At 72.8% G+C, this 21,298-nt stretch carries 19 protein-coding genes and 1 tRNA gene; 12 read left to right on the top strand and 8 right to left on the bottom strand.

The features are described from left to right. Window positions 1-8: 8 nt before the first annotated feature. Window positions 9-1,157, bottom strand: a complete 1,149-nt coding sequence (locus BMY40_RS07560; protein ID WP_093656890.1) for an acyl-CoA dehydrogenase family protein — start codon at window positions 1,155-1,157, stop codon at window positions 9-11. 585 nt (window positions 1,158-1,742) lie between these two features. Here BMY40_RS07560 and BMY40_RS07555 point away from each other — a divergent pair. The 4 genes from BMY40_RS07555 (at window position 1,743) to BMY40_RS07540 (ending at window position 5,457) form a co-directional block, all read left to right on the top strand. Next, window positions 1,743-3,266 carry a hypothetical protein gene (locus BMY40_RS07555; protein WP_177213916.1) on the top strand — a complete coding sequence of 508 codons (1,524 nt, stop codon included), beginning with the start codon at window positions 1,743-1,745 and terminating at the stop codon, window positions 3,264-3,266. A gap of 153 nt (window positions 3,267-3,419) precedes the next feature. After that, complete coding sequence (locus BMY40_RS07550; protein WP_093656888.1) at window positions 3,420-4,004, top strand: potassium channel family protein; 585 nt, start codon at window positions 3,420-3,422, stop codon at window positions 4,002-4,004. A 157-nt stretch (window positions 4,005-4,161) separates the two neighbouring features. After that, window positions 4,162-4,566 (top strand): VOC family protein, encoded by a 405-nt coding sequence (locus BMY40_RS07545; RefSeq protein ID WP_093656886.1) that lies wholly within the window; start codon window positions 4,162-4,164, stop codon window positions 4,564-4,566. 33 nt (window positions 4,567-4,599) lie between these two features. Next, window positions 4,600-5,457: a hypothetical protein gene (locus tag BMY40_RS07540; RefSeq protein ID WP_093656884.1), complete on the top strand. Its 858-nt coding sequence runs from the start codon at window positions 4,600-4,602 to the stop codon at window positions 5,455-5,457. Window positions 5,458-5,716: 259 nt separating this feature from the next. Here BMY40_RS07540 and BMY40_RS07535 read toward each other — a convergent pair whose 3' ends face one another. Next, window positions 5,717-5,932: a hypothetical protein gene (locus BMY40_RS07535; protein ID WP_093656882.1), complete on the bottom strand. Its 216-nt coding sequence runs from the start codon at window positions 5,930-5,932 to the stop codon at window positions 5,717-5,719. A 176-nt stretch (window positions 5,933-6,108) separates the two neighbouring features. On the opposite strand from BMY40_RS07535, the gene BMY40_RS07530 reads away from it, so the two are divergent. After that, complete coding sequence (locus tag BMY40_RS07530; RefSeq protein WP_093656880.1) at window positions 6,109-6,438, top strand: deoxyxylulose-5-phosphate synthase; 330 nt, start codon at window positions 6,109-6,111, stop codon at window positions 6,436-6,438. A 142-nt stretch (window positions 6,439-6,580) separates the two neighbouring features. Here BMY40_RS07530 and BMY40_RS07525 read toward each other — a convergent pair whose 3' ends face one another. Further along, window positions 6,581-7,483, bottom strand: a complete 903-nt coding sequence (locus BMY40_RS07525; RefSeq protein ID WP_093656878.1) for a helix-turn-helix domain-containing protein — start codon at window positions 7,481-7,483, stop codon at window positions 6,581-6,583. 193 nt (window positions 7,484-7,676) lie between these two features. Here BMY40_RS07525 and BMY40_RS07520 point away from each other — a divergent pair, with 193 nt between their 5' ends. Further along, window positions 7,677-9,116, top strand: coding sequence for an MFS transporter (locus BMY40_RS07520; protein ID WP_093656876.1), 1,440 nt, complete (start codon window positions 7,677-7,679; stop codon window positions 9,114-9,116). 195 nt (window positions 9,117-9,311) lie between these two features. On the opposite strand, the gene BMY40_RS07515 is transcribed toward BMY40_RS07520, so the two are convergent. Together BMY40_RS07515 and BMY40_RS07510 are read right to left on the bottom strand one after the other, a co-directional pair. Continuing rightward, window positions 9,312-9,746 (bottom strand): DUF5959 family protein, encoded by a 435-nt coding sequence (locus BMY40_RS07515; protein ID WP_093656874.1) that lies wholly within the window; start codon window positions 9,744-9,746, stop codon window positions 9,312-9,314. Between the two features lie 287 nt (window positions 9,747-10,033). Beyond that, window positions 10,034-10,107: transfer RNA gene (locus BMY40_RS07510), tRNA-Gly, on the bottom strand. 233 nt (window positions 10,108-10,340) lie between these two features. Between BMY40_RS07510 and BMY40_RS07505 the strand changes: the two genes are divergently transcribed. The 3 genes from BMY40_RS07505 (at window position 10,341) to BMY40_RS07495 (ending at window position 11,773) form a co-directional block, all read left to right on the top strand. Continuing rightward, window positions 10,341-10,529, top strand: a complete 189-nt coding sequence (locus BMY40_RS07505; RefSeq protein WP_093656872.1) for a hypothetical protein — start codon at window positions 10,341-10,343, stop codon at window positions 10,527-10,529. Between the two features lie 102 nt (window positions 10,530-10,631). Continuing rightward, window positions 10,632-11,207, top strand: a complete 576-nt coding sequence (gene dcd, locus BMY40_RS07500) for a dCTP deaminase (RefSeq protein ID WP_093657735.1) — start codon at window positions 10,632-10,634, stop codon at window positions 11,205-11,207. A 68-nt stretch (window positions 11,208-11,275) separates the two neighbouring features. Beyond that, the gene (locus BMY40_RS07495) at window positions 11,276-11,773 is read left to right on the top strand and encodes a phosphoribosyltransferase (protein ID WP_093656870.1); all 498 of its coding nucleotides are present in this window, start codon (window positions 11,276-11,278) and stop codon (window positions 11,771-11,773) included. Between the two features lie 62 nt (window positions 11,774-11,835). Here the strand turns inward: BMY40_RS07495 and BMY40_RS07490 are convergent, their stop codons facing one another. Further along, window positions 11,836-12,888, bottom strand: a complete 1,053-nt coding sequence (locus tag BMY40_RS07490) for a Yip1 family protein (protein WP_177213915.1) — start codon at window positions 12,886-12,888, stop codon at window positions 11,836-11,838. 186 nt (window positions 12,889-13,074) lie between these two features. Next, entirely contained in the window at window positions 13,075-14,550 is a 1,476-nt protein-coding gene (locus BMY40_RS07485) for an FG-GAP-like repeat-containing protein (RefSeq protein ID WP_093656866.1), read from the bottom strand. Between the two features lie 222 nt (window positions 14,551-14,772). On the opposite strand from BMY40_RS07485, the gene BMY40_RS07480 reads away from it, so the two are divergent. Then, the gene (locus tag BMY40_RS07480; RefSeq protein WP_093656864.1) at window positions 14,773-15,318 is read left to right on the top strand and encodes a hypothetical protein; all 546 of its coding nucleotides are present in this window, start codon (window positions 14,773-14,775) and stop codon (window positions 15,316-15,318) included. Window positions 15,319-15,431: 113 nt separating this feature from the next. Here the strand turns inward: BMY40_RS07480 and BMY40_RS07475 are convergent, their stop codons facing one another. Further along, a complete protein-coding gene (locus BMY40_RS07475) occupies window positions 15,432-17,711 on the bottom strand; it encodes a (Fe-S)-binding protein (protein ID WP_093656862.1) in 2,280 nt (759 codons plus the stop codon). Between the two features lie 294 nt (window positions 17,712-18,005). Here BMY40_RS07475 and BMY40_RS07470 point away from each other — a divergent pair, with 294 nt between their 5' ends. Both BMY40_RS07470 and dnaK read left to right on the top strand, forming a co-directional pair. Then, window positions 18,006-19,382 carry a PP2C family protein-serine/threonine phosphatase gene (locus BMY40_RS07470; protein ID WP_093656860.1) on the top strand — a complete coding sequence of 459 codons (1,377 nt, stop codon included), beginning with the start codon at window positions 18,006-18,008 and terminating at the stop codon, window positions 19,380-19,382. 136 nt (window positions 19,383-19,518) lie between these two features. Further along, window positions 19,519-21,298, top strand: a 1,780-nt coding sequence (gene dnaK, locus BMY40_RS07465; RefSeq protein ID WP_107436748.1) for a molecular chaperone DnaK, incomplete at its 3' end; no start/stop codon positions are given.

The raw sequence follows: 21,298 nt of genomic DNA, 5'->3' as shown, positions 1-21,298 counted from the left end.
GGCACGCCTCAGCCCTCCAGCAGCGGTTCGTCCAGCAGCGCCTTGCCGGTCCACACCCGCAGCACGTCGGTGACCGGGGACATCACATGGGCGGCGCGGGCGTCGCGCAGCATCCGCTGCAGCGGCGAGTCGGTCCCGTAGCCGATCCCGCCGACCAGGGTCAGGGCGTCGTTCACGGTCGCCTCGGCCGCGTCGGCGATCTCGGCCTTGGCCGAGGCCAGCCCCGGCAGGGCCTCGGGGCCGCCGAGCTCCGCCTCGGCGGCGGCGTGGTAGATCAGCCGCCGGGTGCGTTCCACCCGGGCCCACATCGTGCCCAGCCGGTGCTGTACGACCGGGTTGCCGGCCAGGACCCGGCCGGCGCGCGTGCGCCGCCGCAGCAGATGGGAGCGGGCCTCCTCCAGGGCGGCCGCGGCGACGCCCAGGTAGGTGCCGGCCATGGCCATCAGGAAGTAGGGGGCGACGACGTTGAACACGTACCAGATCTCGTCGCCCTCGTTGCCCAGCAGGCATTCGACGGGGATCTCCACACCGGGCAGCTCCAGGCCGCGCGAGGCGTTGCCCCGCATGCCGAAACCGTGCCACTCGGGCCCCCACTCCAGGCCGGGCGTGGCGGCGTCGACGACCGTGCAGGAGAACTGGCCGGGCGGCGTCCGCGGGCCCACGGCGACGGTGGACAGGACATAGGAGTCGGCGTGGCCGCCGTTGGTGACGAAGCTCTTCGCGCCGGTCAGCCGCAGCCGGCCGTCGCCGGAGCGCTCCATGCGCGTCTGCGGCAGCCAGAACTCGCCGCCCGTCCCGGGCTCCGACAGGGCCAGTGTCGTCAGGTGCTCCCCGGCGGCGATCGGCTCCAGGTACCGCTCCCGCTGCACGGCGCCGGCCTGTGCGGAGATCACCGCCGAGCCGACCAGGTGCATGCCGAAGCAGATCGACGTCGACGCGCAGGCCCGGCCCGTCGCCTCGCCCACCTGCGCCACGGCCAGCAGCCCGTGCCCCAAGCCGCCGGAGTGCTCGGGCACCACCAGCCCGCCCAGCCGGGAGAGCAGGGCCGCCATGCCCTCCGCGGGCCACCGCTGCTCCGTGTCGACGGCGGCAGCCTGCGGGCGCAGGACCTCCTCGGCGATCTCACGGGCGGCGGACACCGCGGTCCCCAGTTCCATCCGCACCACCGCTGTACCCCGCTTCTTTGTACGAACCCGGTCGAGAGCATCGGCGGGCGTCACGGTTTCCGGCATCCTTGCCGGACGGCAACGGTGCCGTAGCCTACTTGAGACTTCTTCCGGGCCGGGAGGCCAGGACTCCGCCTGTCCCGGCCCCGCCTCGCGGACCCGCCCGCCCTCCTGCCTCACGGTCCCGCCCAAAGTCGCGGCCCGCCCCGTCCGGGGCAGCCGGCCCCGGTGCTCTCCGGCGGACGAAACCCCAGGTCAGACGCTGTTCACCGCCTTCTGTGCGCCTGGTCCCGGACCGGCGCGGGCCGCGGCTCCCGGTGTGTCCGGGGCTCCCGCCGCCGACGCCGGACCAGGCGCCTGGGGCGTGCGTCACAGCGCCCGCTTCCCCGCGTGCGCCCCTGCCCGCCGCGCCCGTTCCGGCACTCACCGGGGACGCGGCCGTAGGCCGGCTGCCGTACGACCGTCGTCCGATCGGTGCGGCCGCCGCGCGGGTGCGCGCCGCCCCGGCCGGCGCGCTGGTACAAACGGCGAGCGGGGGGCAGACCGCAGGCCGCAGAACGACCGGGTGGAGGCCGCGTGAACGCCGTGCCGGACAGAGCCCCGACCTTCGGCCGCACGGTCCCGCTCCCCGGCGGGCTCGTCGGCCCCGGAGGGCTCGGCGGCGCCGGAGCCGTGGCCGTGGCGCCGGGCTCGCCGAGCGCCCTGCGGCGGGAGGCCCGGAGACTGGCGGCCGTCTGCGTCCTCCTGGCGCTGTCCGCCGCCCTCCTGGTGCCGCTCACCCTGCCGCTCGGCTGGGACGAGACGGTCTACGCCAGCCGCTTCTCCCCCTACGGCCCCCCGACCCCGTTCAGCGCCCCGCGCACCCGCGGCGTGCCCCTGCTGCTGTTCCCGGTCGCCTCCTGGAGCGACTCGGCCGTGCTGCTGAGGATCTGGCTGCTGGCGCTGTCGAGCGTCGCGCTGTACCTGGGGTTCCGCCCCTGGCTGCGGGTGGTGCCCCGGCCGTCGGCGGTGTGGGTGGCGGCTGCGCTGTACGGCTCGCTGTGGACGGCGCTGTTCTACGCGGGCGCCGCGATGCCCAACCACTACACGGCGATGGGCGCGCTCGCGGCGGCGGGCTGCTTCGCGGGGCGCGGGCCCGGCCGCGGCGCGCGGTACGCCGGGCTGGCCGCCGGACTGGCCGTGGCGACCCTGATGCGGCCCAACGAGGGCGCGGCCGTCGCCCTGCCCCTGCTGCTGGCCGCCGCCGCGGTGCCCGCCTGGCGCGGCCGGGGCAGGGTCCTGGCCGTGGCCGCGGGCGCCGCGGCGGGCGCGCTGCCGTGGGTGGTGGAGGCGTGGCTGCGGTTCGGCGGGGTGGCGCAGCGGCTCGCCGAGGCGAGCGAGGTCCAGGGCGGCATGCGGCCGGTGCTGTCGGTGGCCCACCACTTCACCTCGCTGGACGGCCCACTGCTGTGCCGCCCCTGCACGGGCGACGGCGTGTGGTGGGCGGCCGCGGCCTGGTGGCCGCTGCTGGCGCTGCTCGCCGCGCTGGGCCTGCTCGCGGCACGCCGCTCCCGTACGCCGTGGGGCATGGCGGGCACGGGGGACGCGGCGCCGCTGTGGCTGGCCGCGGTCACGGCCGGCTCGCTCGTGGCGCAGTACTTCTTCCTGCTGCCCTACGCCGCGCCGCGCTTCCTGCTGCCCGGCTACGCGCTGCTGGCCGTACCGGCCGCCCTCGGCCTGCTCCGCCTGGTGGACCGGGCCCGCCGCTCGGTGCCGGCGGCGGCCGTCCTCGCCGTGGCGCTGGCGGGCCATCTGGCCGTCCAGGCCACCCTGGCGCACACCCACGCGGGCGTCCAGGAGCAGGCGCGTGAGGACTGGCGGCGCATCGCGGCGGTGCTCCACGCGCACGGCGTACGCGCCCCGTGCGCGGTCACGGGCAACGACTCGGCGATCCCCGTCGCGCACGCCGCGGGCTGCGTCAGAACGGACCCGCGCGCCCCCGAGCGGTCCGACGCGGTGGTCATGCGCCGGGCGGATCCGCCGTCCTGGGCGCGCGACTGGCCGCGCCACCCGGTGCCGGACACCTACAAACGCGGCTGGACGGTGTCGGTCCGCCCATGACGCCGCCGCGGGCCGGGTGCGAGCCGGGGCCGCGGCCCGCCCGCCGAAGCCCTCACGCCGCAGCCCCCGTGCCCGCCGAAGCCCTCGCGCCCGCCGAAGCCCTCGCGCCCGCCGCAGCCTCGCGGGCCGCGACCGAACCACCGGGAGACGCACGTGCCGCCACCCGAACCGCCCCACCGGCCGCCCCCGGACAGCTGGGAGGGCGTCCGCGACGCCCGTGCCGCCCACGGCGTCCCCGCGGTGCTCGCGGCGGTGCGGCTGGCCTTCATCACCGCGGCGCTCCTGGTGGCGTACTACCTGCTGCCCGTGGACGAGGAGTTCACCGGCGGCACGGCCGTCATCCTCGTCCTGGGGCTGCTCGCCGTCCTCGCCCTGTTCCTCTGGGAGATCCGCGAGATCGAACACTCCCCCCGTCCGATCCTGCGTGCCGCCGAGGCGCTGGTGAGCGTACTGCTGCTGTTCCTGCTGCTGTTCGCGACCGTCTACCACCTGCTGGAGAGGGCCGAGCCGGGCAGCTTCACCGAACCCCTCACCCGCACCGACGCCCTGTACTTCGCGCTCACGACGTTCGCCACCGTCGGCTACGGCGACATCACCGCCCGATCCCAGACGGCCCGGATCATCGTGATGGTCCAGATGGCCGGCGGCCTGCTGCTGGTGGGCGTCGCGGCCCGGCTCGTGGTCGACACGGTCAAGTCGGCGCTGCGCCGCCGGGCGCCCTCCGAGCCGGAGGCGTGAACCGCGCGCCGTACGCCGCCCGGCTCACGGCGCCCCGCCACTCGTTCCGCAGACGCAGGACCAGCGGCCGATACCCCCCGCGCTCCCCGGCGGATAGCGTGGCAGGCGCTCCCGGTCGCCGACCGCCCGCCCCCGAAAGCCCGTTGAGGAGAACGCCGTGCGCGTCATCGCCTTCGACCACCTGGTGCTCAACGTCGAGGACGTCGAACGGTCCCTCGACTTCTACTGCGGCCCGCTGGGCCTGGAACCGGTGCGAGTGGAGGAGTGGCGCGCGGGGAAGGCGCCGTTCCCGTCGGTGCGGGTGAGCGGCACGACCATCATCGACCTGGTCGCGGGCCCCCGGGACGGCTCCAACGTGGACCACATCTGCCTGGTCGTCGAACCCCTGGACTGGCAGGAGGTCGTGGACTCCGGCGCCCTCACCGTGGTGGACGGCCCCGGTCCCCGCTTCGGGGCGCGCGGCACCGCCCAGTCCGTCTACGTCCTCGACCCGGACGGCAACACCGTCGAACTGCGCTGGTACCCCCAGGACCGCTCCCGGGAGAGTTCCCGGGACGCCTGACAGCGGCACCGGCGCCCTGCCATCCTGGACGCCATGTCCAGGGGGAGCGACGCAGGGGACACCGAGCGCGGCCTCGTACGCCGCAGGCGCTGGACGGGGGCGGCCGTCACCTGTGCGGCGACGGCGCTGGCACTCGTCCACGTGCTGTTCCCCGAACTGAGCATCGACAGCACGGCGGTCGCGCTGCTCGTGATCGCCCTGGTGCCGTGGCTGGGCGACCTGTTCCACAGCATCGAACTGCCGGGCGGCGCGCGGCTGGAGTACCGGCGACTGGAGGAGCGCATCGGCGCGGCGGAGGAGCGCGCCACGCGCCTGGACCAGCAGGTGGACGGGGCGGCGGCCACCGCCCGCGTGGCCCTCGCCGCGGCCAACGGCCCCGACCCGGAGGACCGGCGGGGAACGGAGGACGACGCCTCCTGGGCGGCCGACGCCCTCGAACGGCTCGTCACCGAGTACGCGCAGGTGCGCGAGCGGATGCCGAGCAGCTCCCTGCGCACCGCGCGCCAGGAGCGGATCTTCGGCGAGATGCTGAAGGTGGTGCCGCGCGTACCCGGCTTCGACACCGACGCCATGCTGGCGTCCGAGAAGCCCGGCGAGCGTGTGGCCGCCCTCGCTCGCCTCTACGCCGAGCCGGACCAGGCGAAGCTGGAGGTGCTGCTGGACGCCGCCGCCCGCGAGGAGCTGCCCTTCCTCCTGTACTGGTGCGCCAACACCACCGACCGCCTGCTGAGTGACACGGCCGCGGACACGGACTCCGTCCCCGTCGGTCTCGTACGCCGCCTGCGCACCCGCCTCGCCGAACTCCCAGCCGGCAGCGACCCCGCCCGCTCCCTGCGCCGTATCCTGCGCCGCCTCGACCCGTCCACCACCCCTCCCGTCACCGGCGGCTGACGTCGCGTCACCGGGCGGGTGCACCGGCTGTGGCCCCGTACGTCCGGCTGAGCCGCCGTCTGCGGAACCGGCCTGCGTGACGATCTCGGGTCTCCGGGGCCACGGCACCATCAGCCGGCGCGCCTCCGATCCACCGGGTCGGTCTCGCGGAGGAGACGGTGGCCGAGACGACCAGGGGCGAGGCGGTGGCCCGGCTCCAGCGGTACTGGACCGAAGGAAACCGAGCGAGGGCGGTCGACGGGCGGCCACCCGTGCGCGGTTACGGTGACGGGGTCGATCTCCCGCGTCGGACGAATCGGCGGGAGGCCACCCAGAGGTTGATCAGGAGCAGCACCGATCCGGCGATGGGCCAGCCCATGGACCCACCGTCCCGGTAGGTCTCGACACCGATCACCAGCATCAGGGAACCGATCACCACGCCCGCCAGGTCGAGGAAGACGTCCGCACCTCTGGCGACCTTCTGAAGGTCGATCACGGCCTGATCGTGACAGGCGGGCGTGGACGTTGCCAAGGGCGGCCCCCACCGCGCCCCGCGTGACCGCTCGCCGTCACGCTTTCATTCGGCCTCGCCGGGGACGACGACGGCGGCCGGGCACCGGACCGGTCCGTAAATCCGTCGAGACGGGCCGGCGGCGGACCTACGCTGACCGCATGGGACACGCGAAGACCTCGTACGTCTGCCTGCCGTGCCGGGCGTCCTACAAGCAGCCCTACCCCGGTGACCACGAGCGGCGGTGCCCCCGGTGCGGCGAGGGACTGGTCCACGTCGGGTCGGCCTTCGCGGCGCCCCGGAGGCGGGACGACGAGGGCTGGCGAGTGCTCACGGTGCTGGTGAATGCGGGGATCCGTTTCCACAGGAACTGCTGCGGCGGGCCCGGCTACCGGCCGCGCACCCTTCGCGAGGTGCGGGAGCGCATGTCCTACGCGGAACGCACCGGAGAGCCGATCGCCCGGGCCCTCGTACGCCCCGAACTGCCCTGACCGCTCCCACGGTCCCGCCGATCACCCGGCGACCGGCGTGCGGTCGCGCACCGGGGTGCCCGCCGTACCGGAGGGCGAAGCGCCCGGCCCGCTGCCCAGGGGATGAAACGGCGGGCCGGGGGCCCTTGGGAGCCGGAAGCCGTCACACGCCGCGGAGCTCCTCCTCCGCCACGCCCTCCGGCACTCGCGTGCCGGGCGCGGTGGAGCTGTCCAGAAGCCGCAGGGCCGCGTCGGACGGTGAGCCGGGCTCGGCGCTGTAAGCGATCATGCGCTGCCCCGAGCCGCCGGGGATGTGGAGGTTCTCGAAGGCGAGTTCCATGGCGCCGACCACGGGGTGGCGGAAGTGCTTGACGCCCGAGGTGCAGGTGCGCACCGGGTGCCTGGCCCACCGGGAGGCGAAGTCGGGGCTCCGCATCGCGAGGTGCCCGACGAGTTCGGCCAGCCGGCGGTCGTCGGGGTGGCGCCCGGCCACCAGGCGCAGCGAGGCGACCGCGAGCTGGGCCTCCTTGTTCCAGTCGGCGTACAGGGTGCGGAAGTGCTCGTCGAGGAAGAGCAGTCGGGTGAGGTTGGGACGGGCGCTCGGGTTGTCCGGTCCCTTCGGGTCCAGGTGCCCGGCCAGCAGCGCGTGGCCCAGCCGGTTCCAGGCGAGGATGTCGTTGCGGCGGTCCAGGACCAGGGCGGGGACCGCCGTCATGGCGGACAGGAGCTGCCGGGCCGACGCGCCGGCGTACTCCGCCCGCGGGGCGGCGGGGACGCGCCGGGGGGCCGCGGGGCGGGCCAGGTCCTTCAGGTGGGCGGTCTCGTCGTCGGTCAGCCGCAGCGCCCGGGCGATCGCGTCCAGGACGGAGTCCGAGGCGGTCGTCGCCCGCCCCTGCTCCAGCCGGGTGTAGTGGGTGACGCTGACGCCGGCGAGCATCGCCAGCTCCTCGCGGCGCAGCCCCGGTACGCGGCGCCGGCCCGTGTGCCGCAGGAGACCGACGTCCTCCGGGCGGAGGTCGCCGCGACGGCTCCTCAGGAAGTCTCCCAGTTCGGACGACGCGCTCATCGGCACCCCTCGGGTCGGCGGCTGCGGTCTCCAGGATGCCCGGGCCGGGCGGCCCGCGCCGCGGCCGAGGGTGGTCCTGTCGTGACCACCCTGCGCGGTGCTGGTCTCAAGCGGGTTCTGGCTGGGGTGCCGCGCCCCGGCGAGGCTCTCCCCCGCGACGAGCACGCGTGAGAGAAAAGAAGGGAACCCCCTGATGAGCGTCATCGACACGGCCGATGTGAGACCGGCCGAGGAACCGCCTCCCACACGGCTCACCCCCCGCCTGCGGCTGGTGCTGGTGATCCTGCTGGCCGCGCAGTTCATGCTGGCCGTGGACTTCTCCATCCTGAACGTGGCGCTGCCGGTCATCGGCGAGGGCCTGGGCTTCGAGCTGGCGAACCTCCAGTGGATCGCGACGTCCTTCGCGCTGTGCGCGGCCGGTTTCACGCTGCTTTTCGGGCGTATCGCGGACCTGTTCGGCCGCAGGCGGCTGTTCCTGGGCGGCCTGCTGCTCCTGGGCGCGGCATCGCTGCTGGGCGGTCTGGCGACCTCGCCCGAACTGCTCATCGTGGCGCGGATCCTCCAGGGTCTGGCGACGGCCGCGGTGACGCCGGCGGGCCTGTCGCTGCTGACCACGTCCTTCCCCGAGGGGCCGCTGCGGGACAAGGCGCTGGGGCTCAACGGAGCGCTCATGTCGGCCGGGTTCACCACCGGCGCCATCCTCGGCGGTCTGCTGACGGACCTCCTCTCCTGGCGCTGGGCCTTCTTCGTCAACGTGCCGGTGGTCGCCGCCGTGGTGGTCGCCGCGGTGGTGGTGATCAAGGAGTCGCACCCGGAGGGCCGACCGAAGCTGGACCTGCCCGGCGCCGTCACCGTCACGCTCGGCCTGCTGGCCGTCGTATTCGGCCTCACCCAGGCCGGTGAGCACGGCTGGACCGCGCCCGTCGCCCTGGCGTCCCTCGCCGTGGGCGCGGCGCTGCTGCGGCTCTTCCACGCCGTCGAGAGCAGGGCGGCCTCCCCGCTGGTGCCGGTGGGAGTGCTGCGCCGGCGCAACGTGGCCTGGGGCAACGTCGCCGGTCTGATCGCCTTCCTCACCGAGACCTCCCTGGTCTTCCTGGTGACCCTCCACCTCCAGAAGGTCCTGGACTTCTCCCCGCTCTCCGCCGGTCTGTCGTTCGGCGTGCTGGGCATCGGAACGGTCATCGGCGGGTCCACCGCCCCACGGGTCGTCGGGCGGATCGGCACCCGGTCGACGCTGATCGCCGGCGGCCTGCTGCAGACCGTCGCCACCGCGGCGCTCCTCGGCCTCGGGGACGACCGGTCGTGGATGTGGCTGCTGCTGGCGGCCACCTTCGCCGGAGGCGTGGGCAACATGCTGGTGATCGTGGGCTTCATGATCACCGCGACGACGGGGCTCCCCGACCACGAGCAGGGCCTCGCCACCGGCCTGGCGACCATGACCCAGCAGGTCGGCATCACGACGGGCACGCCGATCATGAGCGCCGTCGCGACCGCCTCCATCACCGGCACGGGCGCCGCGGGCATCCTCGGCGGACTGAAGGTGGCCGTCGCCGTGAACGCCGCCATCGTGCTCGCCGGAGTGCTCGCGGCCGTGCTGTTCCTCCGCAAACCCGCGCGGAACGGCGCGCGGTGAGCCACCGCGCGGTCGACGGGCGCCCCGCCTCCACCGGGGGCGGCCGCAGTACCGACTGGTGCGCGCACTGCGGCAGCGGCGCGCGGCCCGCCGCATGCCCTGCCAGGCGTGCGGCGGGCCTCCCCCGACCGCATGGGGCACGCGAAGACCTCGTGTGCCTGTCGGCGCCTGCGGTACCGCCTCTTCCGAAGCTCCTCAATCCGCGGGGATCAGGTGTGCCCAGACGGCGCGGAGCCTCTCGAGCAGGAGACGCTGCTCGTCGATCCAGCCGCGGTCCATGGTGAGGGAGATGGCCACTCCGGTGGTCTGCCGGTCCGCGACGGTGACCGTGATCCGATCGTGGTCGTCCTCCCGCCAGTCCAGGCGGATGCCGATCTCGGCGACTCGCGCGGCTTCGCGCCAGACGGCGTCGTGCCCCGCGGCGGCCTCGTCCAGTACGCGCGCCCAGTCGGCGAGGTCTCTCGGTTCCACGTAGGTGTCGTGGACGCCGGACACGAAGTCGTTGTGGACGATGAGCTGTCCCTTCACGTCCGGGACGCCCGGGGCGCAGGAGTCGTCCAACTCGACCACGACACCGCCGCCGTGCCTGCCGGTGATCCGCAGCAGCGCGAACCGTTCCCGCTCCTCCATGTCCCGCCCCCCGGGTGTTCGATCCAGTGCCGGTATTGCGCACCCCAGGCGGTGCCACCGACGATGCCTGCCGCGCTCGGAGTACCGACGGCGCGCTCAGGACCTGTCTTCCTGCCCTGGGTCTCACCGGTGCTCTCCGGGCCTGCGTTTCCGCTGCTCCGAGCCCTGCCGGTGAGCAGGGACCTACCTGCCGCCGTCGGTCGTCCCCGGTCCCCCGCGAGCACCCTCGCACGGCCCGCGGTCCGGACAACGAACAAGGCCCAGGTCGCCGACCTGGGCCTTCGTCATGGAGCGGGTGACGGGAATCGAACCCGCGCTCTGAGCTTGGGAAGCTCATGTTCTACCATTAAACTACACCCGCGAGGAGCGGACGATCACGTCGCTCATCGACGCACACTGTACCCCATCCCGGGCCCCCGGCGCACAGCCGAGGGGTCCTTTTCGTCGTGTCCCCGGGGCGTGTGACGGGCGGGTTTCCGGGAAGCGGGGGAGGGGAGTTGGGGCGTACGGTGGGAGCGGAGCGCCGGGCGCGAGGCAGGCCGATTGATCCCCTAATGTGGCTTTGGTCGTTCACGTAGTGGGGAGAGGCAGGCGATGGAGTCCACCGTCGTTCAGTGTGCCGATGGGCATGTGTTCAGCACCTCGACGTTCCCGATGCAGAACCTCGGCAGCGGCCGGATCGGCCCGGGCCGGCTGCTGCGGTGTCCGCGGTGCGCGCGGCTGAGGCAGGCGGTGCCGGTGGCGCGGCAGGCCGTGACGGGCATGGAGGTCGTGAGGCGCTGAGACGCCGAGGTGCCGGGGCGGCCGTGGTGAGCGGCCGTGACGGGCGAGGGCACGCGGGCCCGGTGCGCAGGCGCCGGGCCCGCGGTCTGTACGCTCGGCGTCGTGCTTCTCTCAGACAAGGACATCCGGGCCGAGGTCGACTCCGGGCGGGTGAGGATCGATCCGTACGACCCGGCGATGGTGCAGCCGTCCAGCATCGACGTGCGGCTGGACCGCTTCTTCCGGGTGTTCGAGAACCACCGCTACCCCCACATCGACCCCGCGGTCGAGCAGTCGGACCTGACGCGGCTGATCGAGCCGGAGGGGGACGAGCCGTTCATCCTCCACCCGGGCGAGTTCGTGCTGGCCTCGACGTACGAGGTGGTCACCCTGCCCGACGACATCGCCTCCCGGCTGGAGGGCAAGAGCTCGCTGGGACGGCTGGGCCTGCTGACGCACTCCACGGCCGGCTTCATCGACCCCGGCTTCTCCGGGCACGTGACGCTGGAGCTGTCGAACGTGGCGACGCTGCCGATCAAGCTCTGGCCCGGGATGAAGATCGGGCAGCTGTGCATGTTCCGTCTCTCCTCGCCGGCCGAGCACCCCTACGGCTCCGCCCGCTACGGCTCCCGCTACCAGGGGCAGCGCGGCCCGACGCCCTCGCGGTCCTATCTGAACTTCCACCGCACGCAGGTCTGAGCGGCGGGCGGTCCGGGAAGCCGGGCGGTCCGGGCGGGGGACGAGGAGCGAGGAGCGAGGAGAGACGCATGGGTGACGAGCGGGAGAACCTGACCTACGAGCTTTTCGGGCAGGCGGTCCGGGAGCTGGCGCAGGCCGTCGCGGACGACGGCTACGAGCCGGACATGATCCTGTCCATCGCGCGCGGCGGGCTGTTCGTCGCCGGAGGGCTCGGCTACGCGCTGGACGTGAAGAACCTGCACGTGATGAACGTGGAGTTCTACACCGGCGTCGGCACGACGCTGGAGATGCCGGTCATGCTGCCGCCGGTGCCCAACGTCGTCGACCTGAGCGAGAAGAGGGTCCTGGTCGCCGATGACGTCGCCGACAGCGGCAGGACGCTCAAGCTGGTGCACGACTTCTGCGCCGAGCATGTGGCCGAGGTGCGGTCCGCGGTGGTCTACGAGAAGCCCCGGTCGCTGGTGAAGTGCGAGTACGTGTGGAAGCACACCGACCGCTGGATCAACTTCCCGTGGAGCGTGGAACCGCCGGTCGTGCGGCGGGAGGGGCAGGTCCTCGACTCCTGACATGCGGAGGGGCCCGCGCCGGTGCGCGGGCCCCTCCGCATGCGGGCCGTACCCGCCGCGCCCTACAGCGTGCCGAGCTTGAACAGCGCCAGCAGCGCGACCAGTTGGATCGCGGAGGCGCCCAGCGCCTTCGGCCAGGGCAGGTCGTGCGAGCGGCGGACCATCGAGGTGAGCAGCGCGCCCGCCGCGAGCAGGGTGATCCAGCCGACGACCTGGACCACCGTGGCGCTGCCGCCCAGGAACATCGCCAGCAGCAGTCGCGGGGCGTCCGTGATCGACATGATCAGCATGGACAGGCCGACCGTCGGGGCCCACAGGCCCTCGCCGCCGAGCTGGCGGGCCATGGTGTGGGTGACCACGCCCATCAGCAGGGCGGAGACGACCACGGCCACGCCGGTGATCAGCACGAACGGGATCGCGCTGGAGAGCGTGGAGTTGATCGCGTCCTCGCGGGCCTGGTCGAAGCCGAAGACGGCGAGCAGGCCGTAGACGAAGGTGACGATGAGCGCCGGGCCCCACACCGAGTGGTCGCGCATCTGCCAGAAGGTGGCGTCGGGGCGCAGCACGATGCCGCTCAGCAGTCGCTTCCAGTGCAGCCGCGGGCCGGAGGGCGCCACGGGCGGCTGCCCCGCCGCGTAGGTGCCGCCGGCGGTGTAGCCGTCGCCGGCCGGGTGTCCCTGCTGCGGGGCGTGGCCGTGGTCGGGGGCCTCGCCGAAGCTGAACATCTGGGTGTGCCCGGGGTTGTTGGCGGGATCGTGCGAGGCCGGGCGCACATGGCCGCCGCGTCCGCCGTGCCCGGGGTGGTGGCCGCCGTGGCCCGGGTCGCCGAAGTACTCCGGCTCGCCGTGCCCCCCGCCGCCCTGGCGCCACAGGGTGTGCCCGGGCTGACCGGGCTGTACGGGCTGCTGCCCCGGCTGCGCGGGAGGCGCGTACGGCGGCTGCCCGTACGTGCCGGGAGCCTGCTGCGGGGGGCGGTGCCCTTGCTGTCGTGCGTTCCGGGGATCCCGGCCGTGTCCCATCCTGAATCCAGCCACGCCTTCGAACGTACCGTGTTCCGCCGGACGTGGTGCCGCGGTCCGGGCGGAGGGGCGCGCATTGCCGCCGAGCTGTGACATCCCCTGGGGGACCCCCGTAGGGGAGGCCCCGGGGCGGGGGTGGGGCTGTCCGCAGGGCGGCGCCGCGAGGGCGGGCCCGGGGACGCTCGGGGGAGCGGACACGGGACGCCCCGTGGGGCCCGGCCGGCGGGCCGGGCCCCACGGGGCGTGTGTGCGGAAGCGGTTGTGGATGCGGTGCGGAAGGCGTCAGCCGGCGAAGTTGATGCCGAACAGCGGGGTGCCGGCCGAGGAGACGCCCACCCTGCTGACGGAGAGGAAGTAGCCGCCGCCGGCGATCTGCGTCCCGTCGGAACGGAGCGCGGTGACCGCGCCGTTGCCGTTGTTCTCGCCCAGGGCGCCGACCGTCAGGTCCGCCAGGCCGTCGTCGTTCATGTCGGCGAGGTGGACGTCGCTGCCGAACTGGTCCTCGGTCTCGTTGCCGCCGGGGACGCCGGGGGAGTCCTGGTGGATGAGCTGGGAGCCGGCGCCGGTGAGGCCGGAGCCGTCCGCCGCGCCGTACAGGACGACGACCGCGCCGGTGTACTTCGCCTCGCCCAGGGACTCGCCGGGTGTGCCGACGGCGAGGTCGAGGTGGCCGTCGCCGTTGACGTCGCCCAGGTCCAGTTCGGCGCCGAAGCCGTCGTACCGCTCCGAGCCGCCGGGGACGCCGGGGGAGTCCTGGGTGAAGGACTGGCGGGCGCCGCTCGGGCCGGAAGGGGAGCCGTGGAGGACGTTGACCAGGCCGCCGGTGCGGCTGCCGGGGACGCCGGAGTCCGCATCGAAGTCCATGCCGATGACGATGTCGCCGAAGCCGTCGCTGTTGACGTCGCCGATGTCGGTGATCAGACCGGCGGGGAGCTTCTGCTGGCCGCTCGCGGTCAGGCCGGAGGCGGAGCCGGGGACGTAGTAGTTGGCGTTCCAGTGGTAGTCGCCGCCGTCGGCTGCGTCCCTCTCGTAACCGTCCACGACCAGATCGGCGATGTCGTCGCCGTTGACGTCGCCGGAGTGGAGGTTCATCGGGCCGGTGTCCGCCCCGCTGAGGATGGCGGGGCGGACACCGTAGGCGCCGCCGTACTCCCCCTTGCCCTTGCCGAAGCCGCCGCGGAAGACGCGGACGTAGGAGGAGCTGGTGCCGACGGCCAGGTCGGCCAGGTCGTCGCCGTCGTAGTCGGCGGCGTCCAGCACGTAGCCGAAGCGGTCGTGGGAACCCGGCGAGGGGTCGGGGACGGTGGTGCCCCCGTACAGGCCCGAGGCGGAGCCCCAGATGATCTGCACCGTGCCGCCGTTGACGTCGTCGCCGACCTTCTCGCGCGGGGTGCCGACGGCGAGGTCGGTGAAGCCGTCGTTGTTGAAGTCGGCCGCGGTGGTGTCGTGGCCGAAGCCGTCGCCGGTCTCGGACGCGCCGGGCACCCCGGGGCTGTCCTGGCTGATGAGGGTCCGCTTGGAGCTGGTGGTGATGCCCGCGGCGGAGCCGTAGAGCACCACGACCTGGCCGGCCCTCGCCTGCCCGTTGACGGTGGCGAAGGGGGCCGAGACGGCGAGGTCGCGGAAGCCGTCGCCGTTGAAGTCGGCGGTCGGGCGGTCGCCTTCGGCGGCGGCCGAACCGGCGGTGGCGGCCATCAGGCCGCCGGTCAGGGCCGCCACGGTCGCGGCCGCGAGGGCCACGCGGAAACGATTGTGCACTCGGAACTCTCCTGCTGCACGAGGAGGATGCCGCCAGGCATCCCGGACTGATGTGGCCGAATCCGCCTGTTTCACCGGGCGTTGGCCAGGAATTCACGCGGAGGTGGCCCACAGGAGACCTCCGGGGAGGCGCCGGGGTTGTACGGGAGGCGGGAATTTCTTCACCGGCCGAGCACGGGACCGTCTGTCGCCGGTACGGGTCCGTCGGCCATACTGCCCGCCGTGGAACAGCTCAGAGGTCCGGTCATCCCGCCCGTAACCGCAGCCGGCACCGATCCGGCCTACATCCCCGGCCTCACTCCGCCGGGCCCGGACCGGGCCGGTGAGGAGGCCGCCGCCGAGGAGGTGGAGCAGACAGAGCAGGAGACCCCTTCCGGGGAGACCTCCGGAGAGGCGTCCGGGGAAGCGGTCCCGGAGGAGTCGGCCGAGGACGCCGCCGGGAGCGCCGGTCCGTCCTCCGGGGCGGCCGCGGCCGGTGAGCCGGAGGACGGGCCCGTCTTCGAGGCGTCCGACCGCCGCGGTTCGATCGCCGCCGGCCCCTTCGGGCTGGTGTTCCGGCTGGACGGCGAGGAGGCCCGGTTCCCCTGGGACGAGATCGGCGCGGTCGAGACGGACCTCCCGCGCTTCGGGCGCCGGTTCTCCGTGTCGGTCTGCACGACCGCCCGCCGCTGGTACGAGGCCGACGTCGACGCGCCGTCCCGGAAGGTCCTGAAGGAGTGGGACGAGGAGTTCGACGCCGTCCTGGACGAGTGGTTCGACGAGGACTGAGGGAAGGGCCGGCGCCGGCACGGCAGGAAGACGCCACATGCGGCGGTGGCCGGCCCCGCGTTCCGCGGGACCGGCCACCGCCGTCTTGCTGCGTGCCGCCCGGAGCGCGACCGCTACGCGGCCGGCTCGGGCTCGGGGGCCGACTCCGTACCGGCCGGGCCCTCCGGCTCCGCCGGGGTCTTGACCGACTCCAGCAGGAGCTGGGCGACGTCCACGACCTGGACGTTCTCCTTGGCCTTGCCCTCGTTCTTCTTGCCGTTGACCGAGTCGGTCAGCATCACCAGGCAGAACGGGCAGGCGGTGGAGACGATGTCCGGGTTCAGCGACAGCGCCTCGTCCACGCGCTCGGTGTTGATGCGCTTGCCGATGCGCTCCTCCATCCACATCCGCGCACCGCCGGCGCCGCAGCAGAAGCCCCGCTCCTTGTGGCGGTGCATCTCCTCGTTGCGCAGGCCGGGCACGCGGCCGATGATCTCGCGCGGCGGCGTGTAGACCTTGTTGTGGCGGCCCAGGTAGCACGGGTCGTGGTAGGTGATCAGACCCTCGACCGGCGTGACCGGCACCAGGCGGCCCTCGTCGATGAGGTGCTGGAGCAGCTGGGTGTGGTGGATGACCTCGTAGTGCCCGCCGAGCTGCGGGTACTCGTTGGCGATCGTGTTGAAGCAGTGCGGGCAGGTCGCGACGATCTTCTTCTTGGACCGCTCGACGGTGACGCCCTCCTCGCCGTCCTCGTCCGGGGCGGACTCGCCGAAGGCCATGTTCAGCATCGCCACGTTCTCGGCGCCGAGCTGCTGGAAGAGGAACTCGTTGCCCAGGCGGCGGGGGGAGTCGCCGCTGCACTTCTCGTCGCCGCCCATGATCGCGAACTTCACGCCCGCGATGTGCAGCAGCTCGGCGAAGGCCTTGGTGGTCTTCTTGGCCCGGTCCTCCAGGGCGCCGGCGCAGCCGACCCAGTACAGGTAGTCGACCTCGGTGAGGTCCTCGATGTCCTTGCCGACGACCGGGACCTCGAAGTCGACCTCCTTCGTCCACTCCAGGCGCTGCTTCTTGGCCAGGCCCCAGGGGTTGCCCTTCTTCTCCAGGTTCTTGAGCATCGTGCCCGCCTCGGACGGGAACGCGGACTCGATCATCACCTGGTAGCGGCGCATGTCGACGATGTGGTCGACGTGCTCGATGTCGACGGGGCACTGCTCGACGCAGGCGCCGCAGGTGGTGCAGGACCACAGCACGTCCGGGTCGATGACGCCGTTCTCCTCCAGCGTCCCGACCAGCGGGCGCTCGGCCTCGGCCAGGGCCGCGGCGGGAACGTCCCTGAGCTGCTCCTCGGTGGCCTTCTCCTCGCCCTCCATGGTCTTGCCGCCGCCGGCCAGCAGGTAGGGGGCCTTGGCGTGCGCGTGGTCGCGCAGCGACATGATCAGCAGCTTGGGCGACAGCGGCTTGCCGGTGTTCCAGGCGGGGCACTGCGACTGGCAGCGGCCGCACTCGGTGCAGGTGGAGAAGTCGAGGATGCCCTTCCAGGAGAACTGCTCGACCTGGGAGACGCCGAAGGTGTCGTCCTCGCCCGGGTCCTCGAAGTCGATCGGCTTGCCACCCGAGGTCATCGGCTGGAGCGGGCCGAGGGCGACCTCGCCGTTGGACTCGCGCTTGAACCAGATGTTGGGGAACGCCAGGAAGCGGTGCCAGGCGATGCCCATGTCGGTGTTGAGGCTGACGGTGATCATCCAGATCATCGTCGTGCCGAGCTTCACCATGGCGGTGAGGTAGACGAGGTTCTGCAGGGTGCCCGTGCTCAGCCCGTCGAAGGCGGCCACCAGCGGGTACGAGGCGAAGTACGCGGCCTCGTAGCCGTCCACGCCGTGCAGCGCGCCCTCCAGGCCGCGCAGGACGAGGATGGCGAGGCCGATGATCAGGATGACGTACTCGACGAAGTAGGCCTGCCAGGCGGTCGAGCCGGCGAAGCGCGACTTGCGGCCCGGGCGGGTGGGCAGGTTGAGCAGCCGGATCACCATCAGGGTGAGGATGCCCACCGTGGTCATCAGGGCGATGAACTCGATGTACATCTCGTACGGCAGGAAGCCGCCGAGGACGGGCAGCACCCAGTCGGCCTGGAAGAGCTGGCCGTACGCGGTGATGATCGTCAGGCCGAGGGTGAGGAAGCCGATCGCCACGAACCAGTGCGCGACGCCGACGATGCCCCAGCGGTTCATCCGGGTGTGGCCGAGGAACTCCTTGGCCAGGGTGATGGTGCGCTGCTTGGGGTCGTCCGTGCGTGTGCCCGCCGGGACCGGTTGGCCGAGCTTGACGAAGCGGTAGATCTGCGCGACGGCGCGTGCCAAGAGCGCTACGCCGACCGCGGTGAGTACCAGCGAGACGACGATCGCGGCGAGTTGCATGGCGGCTCCTCGAACCTGCGGGGGCGGTGCCTGCGGCTGCAAGCTTACTAAGCGGTAACTTATCCGATCTGTTCGAGACTACCCACTAACGGAGGCCGTCTGTAGCCACTCGTGCGGTGATCTGCGTCGCTGAGGCGGCCCTTGCCCGAGGGGTGGCCGCGGGGCCTCGCGGAGGGCCCGGGAACGGAAGAGTGGATCCATCCTATAGATCTCCCGGACCTCATCCGCCGAATCGGTGTCGAATGCGGCAAAAAGGGATGCGTTCGTTTCCCGTGGCCGGGAGGAAGTCCCCATATGCGCCGCCGCACTCCGCGCGCGGGGCTCGCGCGGTCCACCGCGAGGCTCCGGGAGCGCCTGTGGGAGCGTTTGTGGGAGCGCCTGTGGGGGCGGCTGTGGATCTGGCTGCTCCTCCCCTGGCTGCTCGTCCTGGCGGTCGTCGTCGTCGAGGTCACCGACGGGATCCAGGGGCGTGTCACACACGTCGGCTCCCTGCTCACCCCGGCGCCCGCGCTCGCCGCGGTCCGCGGACGCCCCCGCGACGTGCTCGCCGTCTCCGCCGCCGCCCTGGCCATCGGGCTGGCCACGTCCTTCGAACCGGCCGCGGCCGGTTCGGACGCCTCCGCGACCGCACTGGTCTCGCTGGCGGTGGTGAGCGCCGCCGGCCTGGTGGCGGCCGTGGCCCGGCGGCGGCGCGAGGGGCAGCTCGTCCGGATCAGGCAGGTCGCCGAGGCCGCCCAGCTCGCCCTCCTCTCCCCGGTGCCGCGCCGTGCGGGCGGGCTGCGCCTGGCGGCCAGGTACAGCGCCGCCGAGTCCGACACGCTGATCGGCGGCGATCTGTACGAGGTCGTGGTCCTTCCGGACCGCACCCGGCTGATCATCGGCGATGTGCGCGGCAAGGGCCTGCCCGCGATCCGTACGGCGGCCGCGGTGCTGGGCGCCTTCCGGGAGGCGGCCCAGTACGAGTCCGCGCTGACGACCGTGGCCGGCCGCTGCTCGCGCGCGGTGGCGCGGTGTGCGCGGGAGGCGGCCGCCGGTGACGGCCCGGACGCGGAGGCGGAGGCGGACGAGCTGTTCGTCACCGCCGCGCTGGTGGAGGTCCAGAACGGGCGGCTGCGCGTCGTCGACCTGGGGCATCCGCCGCCGCTGCTGCTCACCGCCGAGGGCTGCGCGCCGCTGCCGGTCGAGCCGCTGCCGCCGCTGGGGCTGGTGCACGGGTTCACGGTCGGGTGGGACGACGACTGCGGTCTGACCGTCCACACCCGGTGGAGCCCCGGGGACCGGTTGCTGCTCCACACCGACGGCATCGACGAGGCGCGCGACGGAAGGGGGCGCTTCTTCCCGCTCGCCGAGACGCTGGAGGAACTGCGCGGGGTGCCCACCGAACGGTTGCCGGACGAACTGCTGGATGCGGTCGCCCGGCACACCGGCGGGAGGCTGCGGGACGACGCGGCGGTCGTCGCCGTCGAGTTCTCGGGGGCCGGGGAGTCGGTGAACGGGGAGACGGTGACGAGGGAGGCGGCGGGCGTACGGGAACCGGGGGAGAAAGAGCGCGGAGGGCCGGATGGACCGGGCGGCACGGGGAAGGCTGCCCCGTCCGGGAGCCGTGACGGCCCCGGCGGGCGTCCTGTTCTGCGGACGATTCCCGACGACCGGCGTTCCGCGGGCAGTTGAGACGGGAGCGCTGGGGCATGAGTTGGCCCGCCGGAGGAGAGTTGAGTCGGCGCGGCTCAGGTCTCTTGACGTTGCCCTCCCTCCTGCTGCACTCTTGAGCCAGATCTACTCAAGGTATGAGCTGGAGGAACCCGAAATGGCACGAGCGGTCGGCATCGACCTGGGTACGACGAACTCCGTCGTCAGTGTTCTCGAGGGCGGTGAGCCCACCGTCATCACCAATGCCGAGGGCGCCAGGACCACGCCGTCCGTCGTCGCCTTCGCCAAGAACGGCGAGGTTCTCGTAGGTGAGGTCGCCAAGCGCCAGGCCGTCACCAACGTCGACAGGACGATCCGTTCGGTCAAGCGCCACATGGGCACCGACTGGAAGATCAACCTGGACGGCAAGGACTTCAACCCCCAGCAGATCAGCGCCTTCGTGCTGCAGAAGCTGAAGCGGGACGCCGAGGCGTACCTGGGCGAGAAGGTCACCGACGCGGTGATCACCGTCCCCGCCTACTTCAACGACCACGAGCGCCAGGCCACCAAGGAGGCCGGCGAGATCGCGGGCCTGAACGTCCTGCGCATCGTCAACGAGCCGACCGCGGCCGCCCTGGCCTACGGCCTGGAGAAGGACGACCAGACGATCCTGGTCTTCGACCTCGGCGGCGGCACCTTCGACGTCTCGCTGCTGGAGATCGGCGACGGCGTCGTGGAGGTGAAGGCCACCAACGGCGACAACCAGCTCGGCGGCGACGACTGGGACCAGCGGATCGTCGACTACCTGGTCAAGCAGTTCCAGTCCGGCCACGGCGTGGACCTGTCCAAGGACAAGATGGCCCTCCAGCGGCTGCGCGAGGCGGCGGAGAAGGCGAAGATCGAGCTCTCCAGCTCGACCGAGACCACCATCAACCTGCCCTACATCACCGCGTCGGCCGAGGGCCCGCTGCACCTGGACGAGAAGCTCACCCGGGCCCAGTTCCAGCAGCTCACCGCCGACCTGCTGGAGCGCTGCAAGATCCCGTTCCACAACGTGATCAAGGACGCGGGCATCCAGCTCTCCGAGATCGACCACGTCGTCCTGGTCGGCGGCTCGACCCGTATGCCGGCCGTCGCCGAGCTCGTCAAGGAGCTGACCGGCGGCAAGGAGGCGAACAAGGGCGTCAACCCGGACGAGGTGGTGGCCATCGGCGCCTCGCTGCAGGCCGGTGTGCTCAAGGGCGAGGTCAAGGACGTCCTGCTGCTGGACGTCACCCCGCTGTCCCTGGGGATCGAGACCAAGGGCGGCATCATGACCAAGCTGATCGAGCGCAACACCACGATCCCGACCAAGCGCTCGGAGATCTTCACCACCGCCGAGGACAACCAGCCCAGCGTGCAGATCCAGGTGTACCAGGGCGAGCGGGAGATCGCCGCGTACAACAAGAAGCTGGGCATGTTCGAGCTGACCGGGCTGCCGCCGGCGCCGCGCGGGGTGCCGCAGATCGAGGTCACCTTCGACATCGACGCCAACGGCATCATGCACGTGTCCGCCAAGGACCTGGGCACCGGCAAGGAGCAGCGGATGACCGTCACCGGCGGTTCGGCGCTGCCCAAGGACGACATCGAGCGGATGATGCGGGAGGCCGAGCAGTACGCGGAGGAGGACCACCGCCGCCGTGAGGCGGCCGAGACCCGCAACCAGGCCGAGCAGCTGGTGTACACCACCGAGAAGTTCCTCAAGGACAACGAGGACAAGGTGCCCGGTGAGGTGAAGAGCGAGGTCGAGGCGTCGGTGGCGGAGCTGAAGGAGAAGCTCAAGGGCGAGTCCGCCGAGGGCGACAGCACCGCCGCCATCCGTGAGGCCTCCGAGAAGGTCGCGGCCACCAGCCAGAAGCTGGGCCAGGCCCTGTACGCCGACGCCCAGGGCCAGCAGGCCGCCGGCGGCGCCGGTGCCG

Origin of the sequence: Streptomyces radiopugnans, assembly GCF_900110735.1 — a bacterium.
Taxonomy (GTDB): domain Bacteria; phylum Actinomycetota; class Actinomycetes; order Streptomycetales; family Streptomycetaceae; genus Streptomyces; species Streptomyces radiopugnans.
Note: the sequence above shows the minus strand (reverse complement) of the source record. Positions and strands in the feature narration are given on the sequence as shown.